9 protein-coding genes and 1 pseudogene are annotated in these 10,945 nt (G+C 74.6%); 3 read left to right on the forward strand and 7 right to left on the reverse strand.

Annotated elements, in window-relative coordinates; all coding sequences use genetic code 11:
- Nucleotides 1-1,190 (reverse strand): DUF1254 domain-containing protein (locus BI06_RS22815; protein WP_043470922.1); only part of this gene is annotated, 1,190 nt, incomplete at its 3' end.
- 36 nt (nt 1,191-1,226) lie between these two features.
- A complete protein-coding gene (locus BI06_RS22820; RefSeq protein WP_043470925.1) occupies nt 1,227-2,552 on the reverse strand; it encodes a DUF1254 domain-containing protein in 1,326 nt (441 codons plus the stop codon).
- A gap of 243 nt (nt 2,553-2,795) precedes the next feature.
- Here BI06_RS22820 and BI06_RS22825 point away from each other — a divergent pair, with 243 nt between their 5' ends.
- The gene (locus BI06_RS22825) at nt 2,796-3,827 is read left to right on the forward strand and encodes an NAD-dependent epimerase/dehydratase family protein (RefSeq protein WP_030393742.1); all 1,032 of its coding nucleotides are present in this window, start codon (nt 2,796-2,798) and stop codon (nt 3,825-3,827) included.
- A gap of 136 nt (nt 3,828-3,963) precedes the next feature.
- Here the strand turns inward: BI06_RS22825 and BI06_RS22830 are convergent, their stop codons facing one another.
- Nucleotides 3,964-5,013: a family 2 encapsulin nanocompartment cargo protein polyprenyl transferase gene (locus BI06_RS22830; protein WP_030393741.1), complete on the reverse strand. Its 1,050-nt coding sequence runs from the start codon at nt 5,011-5,013 to the stop codon at nt 3,964-3,966.
- A 137-nt stretch (nt 5,014-5,150) separates the two neighbouring features.
- A complete protein-coding gene (locus tag BI06_RS22835; protein ID WP_043470927.1) occupies nt 5,151-6,578 on the reverse strand; it encodes a family 2B encapsulin nanocompartment shell protein in 1,428 nt (475 codons plus the stop codon).
- A 360-nt stretch (nt 6,579-6,938) separates the two neighbouring features.
- Here BI06_RS22835 and BI06_RS22840 point away from each other — a divergent pair, with 360 nt between their 5' ends.
- Nucleotides 6,939-8,024, forward strand: coding sequence for an ATP-grasp domain-containing protein (locus tag BI06_RS22840; protein WP_051741606.1), 1,086 nt, complete (start codon nt 6,939-6,941; stop codon nt 8,022-8,024).
- A 19-nt stretch (nt 8,025-8,043) separates the two neighbouring features.
- Here BI06_RS22840 and BI06_RS22845 read toward each other — a convergent pair whose 3' ends face one another.
- The 3 genes from BI06_RS22845 to BI06_RS22855 all read right to left on the reverse strand — a co-directional run bounded on the left by BI06_RS22845 (nt 8,044) and on the right by BI06_RS22855 (nt 10,360).
- The gene (locus tag BI06_RS22845) at nt 8,044-8,571 is read right to left on the reverse strand and encodes a methylated-DNA--[protein]-cysteine S-methyltransferase (protein ID WP_051741608.1); all 528 of its coding nucleotides are present in this window, start codon (nt 8,569-8,571) and stop codon (nt 8,044-8,046) included.
- A 146-nt stretch (nt 8,572-8,717) separates the two neighbouring features.
- Nucleotides 8,718-8,954 (reverse strand): hypothetical protein, encoded by a 237-nt coding sequence (locus BI06_RS22850; protein WP_043470933.1) that lies wholly within the window; start codon nt 8,952-8,954, stop codon nt 8,718-8,720.
- A 50-nt stretch (nt 8,955-9,004) separates the two neighbouring features.
- Nucleotides 9,005-10,360, reverse strand: coding sequence for an MFS transporter (locus BI06_RS22855; protein WP_082558621.1), 1,356 nt, complete (start codon nt 10,358-10,360; stop codon nt 9,005-9,007).
- 205 nt (nt 10,361-10,565) lie between these two features.
- Here BI06_RS22855 and BI06_RS51050 point away from each other — a divergent pair.
- Nucleotides 10,566-10,945 (forward strand): annotated as a pseudogene (locus tag BI06_RS51050) (hypothetical protein); the annotation flags it as partial.

Here is a 10,945-nt window from a genome sequence, read left to right on the forward strand (position 1 = left end):
TGGAGGGTGAGACCGCCGTCCGGGTCGCGGACCAGGCCGGGGGTCCGGTCGCCGATCGCGTACCGGCCGCCCGGGTCGGGCACCAGCCGGTGGTCGGGCAGGCCGTACCCGGTGAGGGACCAGAAGGCCGCCACCGGCGGCAGGCCGTCCGGCGGGAAGCGGAGGGTGTAGCGGTGGGCGCCGTCCAGCGGGCGCCCGTCGGCGTCCTCGGCGGTGGCCGCCGACAGCGCCTCGTAGGCGTGGCTGCCCCAGAGGCCGGCCCGGGCGGCGGCGGCCCGGCTGAGGTAGCCGGCGCGGCGGTCCGCGATCCGCCACTCGGGGCCGTCCAGGGTGCCCGGGCCGAGGAAGTCGACGTTGTGGTCGAACAGGTGGAGCGCCGCCCGCCATGCGCCCACCGGGTGGTCCTCGGGCGGCCGGGTGGCGTCCTCGACGCGTTCGCGTCCGGCGGCGAGGCCGCTCGCCAGGGCGAGCGTCCAGTCCGGGACGGCCCTGCGGTACGGGGAGGGCCCGGGGTCGAGCAGGCCGAGCGGCGCGAACCGCTGCTGGTAGTCCCGGTCGGGCTCGGCCGGGGGGAAGGCGGCCGCCCAGACCCGGAGCCGTTCGAAGAAGGCCAGCCGCTCGGGCACCTCCGGGTCCGGCGCCGGCAGTCCGGCGGCGAGTCCGCCCGGCTCCATCGGTTCGAGGGCCAGCCCGGCCTGGAGCGCCCGCACCCGGGGCAGGTCGTCCGGACCGGCGCAGGCGAACCGGCCGACGAGGACGGCGACGGTCGTCGGCGCGACGATCACCCGGTCCGGGTCGGTCGGGGTGCCGTGCCACCCGGGCGGGACGATCAGCCAGGTCTGCGCGGCGGTGCCGGTGGCGCGGCTGCCGATGTAGGCGAAGTTGGCGGTCCAGGCGTCGACGAACTGCAGCACGTAGTAGGCCGCTCCGGCCTCGGGCACCCGCAGCAGCAGCGGCCCCTCGGAGAGGTCCAGCGGGGCGGCCGAGTAGAGGACGTCGACGTTGGCGGAGCCGAACTCGTCCTCGGGGCCCGCCGGACGGGTGGCGTGGGCGAACCGGTTGAACGGGGCGGGCGGCAGGACGCCCAGGCCGCCGTCGACGAAGCGGTCGAGCATGGTGAGGCCGGCGACCAGCGGATAGCCGTAGACATAGGCGTCGGCGGCCATGGCCTCCAGCTCGGGCTGGGTCATGGGGCGTCCTTCCCGGGCCCTGCGGTGGCCCTCAGGTCAGCACGGGGTGAGCGGGGGCGGCGTCCAGCGGCCGTCGAGCACCGCCCCGTCCGGGCCGTAGACGCGCAGCACCGCGGTGAACGGGCCGTCGGGCGCGGGCAGCCAGTTGGCGGCCCCGGCCGGGTCGGCGGGCCGCTCGCGGCACAGGTGGAGGGTGAGAGCGCCGTCCGGGTCGCGGACCAGGCCCGGGGTGCGGTCGCCGATCGCGTAGCGGTCCAGGACGTTGTCGACCAGTTGGCGGCCGGGCAGCGCGTACATGGTGACGGACCAGAAGTAGCGGGCGGGCGGCAGCGCGTCCGGCGGGAACCGCAGCAGGTGGCCGTGCCGGCCGGCGTCGGGCGGCCGCTCCCCCTCGCTGTCCGCCTGCCAGGCGCCGTACCAGGCCTCCTCGACCGGCAGCCCGTACAGGCCGGTGAGCGCGCCGACGGCCTGTTCCAGGTACCGGGTGCCGATCTGCTCGCGGGTGCCGAAGAGCCCGACCGAGGACTCGGTGCGCGCGACGGCGCGGGCGAGTTCGGCCTTGCCGTCGGCGATGCCGCGTTCGATCTCGGCCCGGACCGCGAGGGGCAGCACGGCCGGTTCGAACTCGCCCCGGCCGTCGACGCCGAGGTCGGTCAGCCGGCCGCGCAGCTCGGCCTCGGCGGGCAGCACCGGGAAGAAGCCGAGCAGGAAGTCGAGGTAGGAGAGGAACTCGACGGTGTCCATCGCTTCTTCGCGCCAGACCGGCCAGACCGGTTGCGGGGCGGGCTCGGGCTCAGGGGTGCCGGTGTACTCGTGCAGCGGGCGGAGCCGGTAGCCCTGCTGGATCATGCCGAGCTCCCGCACGGCGTCGGCGGAGGCGCCGTCGGACTGGGTGCGGCCGACGATGCCGACCAGCCGGGTCGCCGCGCGGATCACGCTGCTGATGCCGGGCGGCGGCTCGCCGTGCCAGTCCGGGCCGGCCACCAAGTGGTCGCCGGCCTCCGGGCCGGTGCTCCGGGAGCCGACGAACCCGGCGTAGACGGTGTCCAGCTCGTGCACCGGCAGGACGTAGTAGCGGTCCGTCGCGGGCACCGAGAGCACCCACGGCTCGGTCCGCAGGTCGAGCCAGGCCCAGGAGTACGGGGTGTCGTTGTTGGGGGTGACGACATCGGTGTTGGCCGGGGTGAAGGGGTGCGGGTAGTGCCGGAAGACGCCGAAGCCGCCGACGTAGCGGGGGTCCGCGTCGTCCAGTGCCTGGGTCCAGAGGGTGCGGTAGTTCTGCAGGATCGGCCAGCCGCGGATCCACGCCCGGGCGGCGGTCGCGCGGATGGTGTCCGGGTCCACGAGTGCCGGGTTGACCATGGTGCCGCTCTCCCCTGCGTCGGGCGTGGCGTCGATATCGGTACAAACCGGATGCTATGCGGGTCTCCGGGGGGCGGCATCCCGGTGGCGGCGGCAGGGGGTGGACGGGCACGGAGGGGCGGGGTGCGGAGGCGGAGGGGCTGGATGCGGGGACGAGGTGCGGGGGCGGCGTACTGGAGGGCGGGCCTCCGCCCAGGGCGAACGGCGGTATGCGGAGCGATCGACCGGGACAGTCTTGCCGGTATGAAGATCCTTCTGCTCGGCGGCTCCTCCTTCCTGGGACGGGCGTTCGCCTCCGAGGCCCTCGCCCGGGGCCACGAGGTCACCACCTTCAACCGCGGCCGCACGGCCGCCGACCTGCCCGGTGTCGAGGCCGTCCGCGGCGACCGCGACTCGGCCGAGGACCTGGCACGGCTGGTCGATGGCCGGCACTGGGACGCCGTGGTCGACACCTCGGCCCAGCAGCCCGCCCAGGCCGCGGCCACGGCCCGGCTGCTGCACGACCGGGCCGGCCACTACACGCTGATCTCCTCCGTCCACGCCTTCGCCGACTGGCCGGCCCGGGCCGTCGACGAGACCTCGCCGCTGCACCCCTGCCCGGCCGACACCCCGCCCGGGCAGGAGTTCAGCGCCGGACTCAAGGCCGGCTGCGAACGCGCCGTCCTGGAGTACTTCGGCGCCGACCGCGCGCTGGTCCTCAACAGCGGCCTGCTGATCGGCCCGTACGAGCGGGGCGGCCGGCTGCCCTGGTGGCTGGAGCGGATGGCCCGGGGCGGCCGGGTCCTGGCGCCGGGCGAGCCGGGCCGGCCGATGCAGTTGATCGACGTCCGGGACTTCGCGGCCTTCGGTCTCGACCTGCTGACGGCGGGCACCACCGGGAGCTTCCTCACCACGGCGCCGCCCGACCTGCTCACCTACGGGGAGTTCCTGGCGGGGTGCGCGGCGGTGGCCGGCGGCGCGGACGTCGAGCTGGTCTGGGTCCCGGACGGGCAGTTGCTGAAGGAGGGGCCGGACAGCGTCCAGCCGTGGAGCGAACTGCCGCTCTGGCTGCCCGAGGGGGCCGAGTCGGCGGGGACCTGGCGGGTCGACACCGGACGGGCGGAGGCGGCCGGACTGCGCTGCCGGCCCTTCGCCGAGACCGCCCGGGACACCTGGGACTGGCTGCGCCGGCGCGGACCGGCCGAGGACACCGAGCCGGACGGGCGCAAGCGCGGCCGGATCACGCACGGGATCGAGCCGGAGAAGGAGCGGCGGCTGCTGGGGGCCTCGGCCTGACGGCGGCGGGTCCGGGACCGGTCCCGGACCTGCCCCCGGGGAGAGCGGGGCGCCCGCTCCCCCGGCGGCGTCGCCTCGCCCGGCGGCGTCGCCCTCGCCCGGCGGCGTCGCCCTCGCCCGGCGGCGTCGCCCGGCCTCAGTGCGTCCGGCGCGTGACCAGCTCGGCGAGCGCGAGCAACTCGTCGGCCGCGGAGGGCTCGGGCACCGCGACGGCCAGCTGGGACATCGCCGCCGCCATCCGCTCGCAGGACTCGCCCTGGGCCCAGGCCCGCCCGCCCGCTCCCTCGACGGCCGCCGCGCAGCTCGCCAACTCCTCGGCGGTCAGCTGGCGTTCCAGCGCGTACAGCTCCGCCAGCCGGTCCCCGTCGGGCGTCCCGGAGCGGAGCGCGGCGACCACCGGCAGCGACTTCTTGCGGACCAGGAGGTCCGCGCCGACCGGCTTGCCGGTGACCTCCGGGTCCCCCCAGATGCCGATCAGGTCGTCGATCAGCTGGAAGGCCAGCCCGATCTCCCGGCCGAAGCCGTCCAGCGCCTGCGCGGCCTCCTCGGAGCCGCCCGCGTACCGGGCGCCCATCGCGCAGGCGGCGCCGAGCAGCGCACCGGTCTTGGCCTCGGCCATCGCCAGGCACTCGGTCAGCGAGACGTCGCTGCGCTGCTCGAAGGCGCAGTCGATCTGCTGGCCCTCGCACAGCTCCACCACGCAGTCGGCCAGCCGGCGGACGGCGTCGCCCGCCACCGCGTGGCCGTCCTCGGCCAGCAGGCGCAGGGCCAGCGAGTGCATCGCGTCGCCGGCCAGGATGGCCTCGGTGGTGCCGAACACCAGCCAGGCGGTGGGGCGGTGCCGCCTGGTCTCGTCCCGGTCGATGATGTCGTCGTGCAGCAGCGTGAAGTTGTGCACCAGCTCGACGGCGGCCGCGGCGGCGGTGGCCTTGGCCGGGTCCCCGCCGAGGGCCTGGGTGGCGGCGAGCACCAGGGCGGGCCGGATGGCCTTGCCGGAGGGCGCGGCCGACGGCGAGCCGTCCGCCTCCCACCAGCCGAAGTGGTAGCCGGCCACCCGGCGCATGGTGCCGGGCAGCGAGTCCACGGCGGCCCGCAGCACCGGGTCGACCAGGGTGCGGGTGCGCGCGAGGACGTCCCGCGCCTCGTGCCCCTCACGATGGTCGCGCTCCAGCGTGAACATTCCCATGGGTCCTCCCCCTTGGTGGTACGACGGGCCGGCCCGGTGGCGGACGGGCCCTGCGGCGCGCCGGGATCGTCAGGGGTGCCGCCCGGCCGGGGACGGTTTCCCCGGCCGGACGGACGACGCGGTCCCGGCCGACCCGGTCAGTCCTGGCGGTGGGCGATGTCGACGTTCTCCAGCACGCCGACGGCGTCCGGCACCAGAATCGCGGCCGAGTAGTAGGCGCTCACCAGATAGGAAATGATGGCCTTCTCGTCGATTCCCATGAATCGCACCGAAAGGCTCGGCTCGACTTCATCCGGAATTCCGGTCTGGTGCAGACCGATGACACCCTGGTTCTCCTCGCCGGTACGCATCGCGAGGATCGAGGTGGTGCTGTCGCCGGTGATCGGGATCTTGTTGCACGGCAGGAGCGGCACTCCGCGCCAGCCGAGCACCTGGCGGCCCTGCAGCTCGACGGTGTCCGGGTAGAGGCCGCGCCGGTTCCACTCGCGGCCGATGGCGGCGATGGCCCTCGGGTGGGCCAGGAAGAGCTTGGTGCCGCGGCGGCGGCTCAGCAGCTCGTCCATGTCGTCCGGGGTGGGCGGGCCGGAGTGGGTCTGGATCCGCTGCTCGTGGTCGGCGTTCCGGAGCAGACCGAACTCCGGGTTGTTGATCAGCTCGTGCTCCTGGCGCTCGCGCAGCGCCTCGACGGTCAGCCGGAGCTGGTGCTCGGTCTGGTTCATCGGCTGGTTGTAGAGGTCGGCGACCCGGGAGTGCACCTTGAGCACCGTCTGCGCGACGCTGAGCTCGTACTCGCGCGGCCTGAGCTCGTAGTCCACGAAGGCGGTGGGGAGTTCGTACTCGCCGTGGTGGCCGGCGGAGAGGCCGATCGCGGCCTCGCCGTGCTTGTTCTGCGGCTGCTGGAAGCCTTCCAGGTACTCCATGATCTGCAGCTGGAGGGCGTCGGAGCGGTCGACGAGCTCCTGGAAGTCGGCCCGGCGCAGCGACAGTACGGTGCCGGCGGTGGCCGCCCGGACGGTGTAGGACCAGTCGCCGCCCTCCTGCCGGAGCGCCTCGTCGCCGAGGTGGTCGCCGTCGGCCAGGCTGCCGACCACCGTCTCCTCGCCGTACTTGCCCGTTCCCAACCGGTCGAGCTTCCCGTACGCGATGATGAAGACCTCGTCGATCGGCGCTCCGGCGGCGACCAGGACCTCACCCGCGGAGAACTCGCGTTGGACGAAGCGCCCGGCCAGCTCGTCCAGCACCGCGTCGTCCGGGAAGCCCCGCAGGACCGGCACCTCGCGCAGGGTCTGGGGCAGGATCCGGGCCTGGCTGCCCGTCCGGTCGAAGCTCACCCGGCCGCGGCCGACGGCGTGGCGCAGCCGGCGGTTGACCCGGTAGGTGCCGCCCGAGACCTGGACCCAGGGGAGCGTCCTGAGCAGCCAACGGGGGCTGATCTCCTGCATCTGGGGCGCGGACTTGGTCGTCGTCGCCAGGTTGCGCGCGGCCGCGGTCGCGAGACTCTGCTGGTCCCGGGCCTGCGCTTCACCGCCCGGTGCAGGAATACCGACGTTGGTTTCGGTCGACATAGGGAGCCCTTCGCGTACCCGTACCCGATGAAGTGTCGCCTTGCAACTTGCAACATTCATGGTGGGCCCATTCGGAGGGCTGCCGCAATCACTCTTTCGAGTGGTCGGAATAACCGAAAAAATAGTACGAATAGAATGTCTGATCGATATTGAATCGATCAAGTGATCCAATACTTTCCGGAACGGGACGGTCCGGTTCACTCCCCCGGCCGGCCCGCGGCGGACCCGCGACGGACCCACCCCGCGTTCGGGCCCGTTCGACAGGCCGCTAAGGTGCCACCTCAAAGGGCCACGGAGCCAGGACGAATGCGGCCGAACCAGCGCCCTTCCCTCTCGTTCACCCCTGCCCTGGGAGCCCCCTTGAGCGCCCCCGTCACCGTCTGGCTCAACCGCACGTACGCCGAGAACGTGTTCTTCATCGAACAGCTGCACGCCGCCCCCCGCGCCGTCCGGGTCCACGCGACCCACGTCGACCCCGACTCCCCCGTCCTCGCCGCCGCCGACACCGCCGGCCTGGAGCCCGCCGACCTCACCCCCGACGCCTACGTCGCCTACGCCCTCGACCACTGCGCCCGCCACCGCGTCGACGTGTTCGTGCCCCGGCTGCACCAGCTCGCGATATCCCTGCACCGCCACGAGTTCGAGGCCGTCGGCACCGCCCTCGCCTGCCCGCCCGCCACCGCGATCGCCGCCTTCGACAGCAAGGCCGACGGCTACGCGGCGATCGCCGCCGCCGGACTGCCCACCCCGCCCTGGTGGCTGGTGCGCACCGCCGAGGAACTGGTCGGCGCCGTCGACCTGATCGAGGCGGCCGGCCTCACCGCCTGCCTCAAGCCCGCCTCCGGCGCCGGCGGGGAGGGCTTCCGGGTGCTCACCCGCGAACCCTTCGGACTGCACCGGCTGGCCGGCTGGGACAGCCGGGTCCAGGTCGACCAGGTGGTCGCCGCGCTCGACCGGGCGGCCCGCGAGAACCCCGGCAGCAACGCCGACCTGCTGGTCATGCCCTACCTCGACGGCCCCGAGGTGTCCGTGGACTGCCTCGCCGACCTGGACGGCACCCTGCTGGCCGGCGTCGGCCGCAGCAAGCACCGGCGCCGCCGCAGCTTCACCACCGAGCCGCGGTACCTCGAACCGGCCCGCCGCCTGGTCGAGGCCACCGGCATGGCCTACCTCTCCAATGTGCAGTTCCGCCACCTGCACGGGGAGCCGGTGGTCATCGACGTCAACACCCGCCCCTCCGGCGGACTGCACCAGCTGAGGCTGTGCGGGCTCAACCTGCCGTGGAACGCGGTGCAGTTGGCGCTCGGCGAACGCCCGGACACCGACTGGGCCGGGGACCCGACGGGGATCGAGTACACCCTGGTGTCCGGCATCCAGCCGGTACTGCCGCGCCAGCCGGCGCCCCTCGTCCCGGCCGGCCGGCCGACGGCCGAGCTGGTGTCCTGAGCCACCGTCACCCCACCGGCTACAGCGGCCCGTTCCAGTCGAGCGTCGGCTCCAGCACCCCTTCCAGGGTCAGCAGCCAGCGCTTCACGTCGATCCCGACCCGGCCGCCGCCGAAACCGCCGATCCCGTCCGCAGCCACCACCCGGTGGCAGGGCACCAGCAGCGCGACGGGGTTGGCGGCCATCATCTGCCCGACCGTCCTGGCCGCCAGGCCGGGCTCCTCGACCCCGGCGAACACCCCGCTGCGGGCGGCGAGTTCGCCGTAGGTGATGGTCCGCCCGTACGGCACCTGGTGGAACAGGGTCCGCAGCACCTCCCGGTGCGGGCCGGTGCTCAGGCTCCAGTCGATCGGCAGCTCCAGCTCCCGCCGCCGGCCCGCCAGGTACTCGCCGACCCGCCCGGTGACCGCGGCGATCTTCGACTCGTCGGTGCAGCGGGGCAGTTCGCCCTCCCGCCCGAGGTAGCCGACCGCCGCAACGCCCTGCGCGGTGACCGCGATGTGCAGCGGCCCGCTCGGCAGCGGCGTCTCCACCGTCAACCAGGACAACGGCGCCGTCGTACTCCCCGCCACGTCTTCCCCCCTGCCGTCCGCCGCGCCGGCGGTGCCGCCCGGGTCCGTCCGGACGCGCAGCGGCCACCCGGCCCGCGCGCCATCGTACGGCGGACCGGGCGGACGCCCCGGCGCGGCCGCGGTCAGGAGGGCCGCCCCTTCAGCTCCGCGGCGATCGTGCGCGACCAGCGCGCCAGCTCGGCCCGGTCGGCGGGCGCACCCTCGCAGAGGGCGGCGACCTGGGCGTCGTTGATCCGGTTCGGCCCCGGGATCTCCAGCAGGTACGCGAGCTCGTCCAGAACGGCCGCGAGCCGCACGGCGTCCGTGTGGTCCAGCGACGCGGCCGCCTCGTGGTGGCCGATGGTGAGAGAACCGGGCATGGTCTGCCTCCTCCGTTCGCCCCCGCACCACCACGGTACGACCGCCCGCCTCACCCGGCACCCGCCGCGGACCGGGCCGGTGCCACCACCTCCGCGTCGGCCGCCGGCTCCCCGTCCCAGCCCCGGCGGCGCACGGCGCGCACCGCCAGCACCGCCGCCGCGGCCAGCAGCTGCCACCCCGCGCCGAAGGCCAGTACGGCCGCCACCCCCACCCGGTCGGCCAGCGGACCGGCCGCCGCCAGGCCCAGCGGCCCCAGCACGAACGCGCCCAGCCCGCCGAACGCCGTGACCCGCGCCAGCACCTCGGTCGGCACCCAGCGCTGCAGCGTGGACTCGTAGAGCGAACCGCAGACCGCCGAACCGGACCCCGCCACCAACGCCGCCGCGACCGTCCAGCCCAGCGGCAGCCCCGCCGCGAGCGAGGCCGAGGGCAGTGCCCAGCCGAGGGTCGCCACCGTCGCCACCGCGAGCGGCCGCCCAGGCCGGCGCCCGAGCATCAGCAGCCCGCCCAGCACCGCCCCGACCCCGTACACGCCCATCACCAGGCCCCAGGCCCGCGCCCCGCCCAGCTCCCGCTGCGCGGTCAGCGGGCCGAGCACCAGGAACGGCGCCCAGACCAGCAGGTTGAACAGCCCCATCTGCACGGTGGTCACCCAGAGCCAGCGCCGGGAGCGGAACGCGCTCCAGCCGTTGCGGAGATCGGCCAGCATCGAGTCCTCGCGGTCGCCCGCCGCTGCCTTTCTCCCCGCCGTGGCCCCCGCCTTCTCCCCCGAACCCGGCGGAGCGACGGACAACCGGGCCAGTGCGAACGCGCCGACCCCGTAGGTCACCGCGTCGATCGCCAGCACCGCCCCCGACCCGTACCCCGCCGTGATCACACCGGCGAGCGCCGGACCGGCCACCGTCGACACCGAACGCGCCAGCCCAAGCAGGGTGTTGGCGTCCGGCAGCCGCTCCTCCCGCCGGACCAGCGCGGGCACCAGCGCGCCCAGCGAGGGCAGGAACACCCCCTCGCCCAGGCCCCAGACGGCGACCAGCGCCACCATCGCCCAGAGCCGCGCGTGCCCGGTGAGCAGCAGCACCGCGAAAACACCCTGCACCGCGCAGCGCAGCACCTCCGCGGCGAGCATCACCCGGCGGCTGCCCAACCGGTCGGCGACCACCCCGCCGAACAGCATCACCAGCACGATCGGCAGGATCCGGGCGGCCATCACCCAGCCCAGCTCCGTCCCGCCGCCCCCGCCGCCGAGCACCGCGAAGGCCACCGCCACGGGCGCCATCGAGGAGCCGACCAGCGAGGTCGCGTAGCCGACGAAGAACCATCTGAAGTCGCGTTCGCCCAGCACGGCCGGACGGCCCGGAAGCCGTCGACGGAGGGCCGGGAACCGCTTCGTCTCCCCTGTCACGGTCGCCCAGTCTGCCCACCCGCGGAAGCGGCCAACAAGGCTTTCCGGAGAAAAGATTGAGTCTTTCTCTATCAATTTCCTCCGATCCGCCCACTACCGCAGTAAACAGCACGGAAAACGGCTTTCACCTGCCGTTTACTGCGCCCGGCGCTATCATTTCCAAGAACCCCGCCAGCATCGTTTACTGCGGAAGGAAGGTATCCGCATGGACTCCCCGCCCCCGGTCGAGTACGCGGTCGCCGTCGAGCGCTACCTGGCCGCCGCCGGACTCGGCGACGGCTCCCGCCGCGTCTACCGGATCGCCCTGGACACCTGGGCCTGGGCACTCGCCGACCGCCCCGTCCCGGCCGGACCGGCCCGCCGCAGCGCCCGGCCGCCCGTCCTGCCGCTCGCCCTGCTCGACCACCCCTCGGCCGCCGACCGGCTGCGGACCGCCGTCGAACGCCGTCGCGCCGGGACCGACCCGCGCACCCTCAACCGTGAACTGTCCACCCTGCGCGCCGCCCTCGCCTGGTGGCGGGCCCGGGGCTGGATCGGCACCGACCCCGCCGACGGCCTGCGACCCCTTCCGCTCCCCTCCCCCTC

Origin of the sequence: Kitasatospora sp. MBT66, from assembly GCF_000710405.2 — a bacterium.
Lineage (GTDB): Bacteria > Actinomycetota > Actinomycetes > Streptomycetales > Streptomycetaceae > Kitasatospora > Kitasatospora purpeofusca.

Coding starts and splice junctions, on each gene's coding strand:
- BI06_RS22850 (WP_043470933.1), bottom strand. CDS start 8,954: ATGCCCGGTTCTCTCACCATCGGCCACCACGAGGCGGCCGCGTCGCTG.
- BI06_RS22825 (WP_030393742.1), top strand. CDS start 2,796: ATGAAGATCCTTCTGCTCGGCGGCTCCTCCTTCCTGGGACGGGCGTTC.
- BI06_RS22835 (WP_043470927.1), bottom strand. CDS start 6,578: ATGTCGACCGAAACCAACGTCGGTATTCCTGCACCGGGCGGTGAAGCG.
- BI06_RS22830 (WP_030393741.1), bottom strand. CDS start 5,013: ATGGGAATGTTCACGCTGGAGCGCGACCATCGTGAGGGGCACGAGGCG.
- BI06_RS22820 (WP_043470925.1), bottom strand. CDS start 2,552: ATGGTCAACCCGGCACTCGTGGACCCGGACACCATCCGCGCGACCGCC.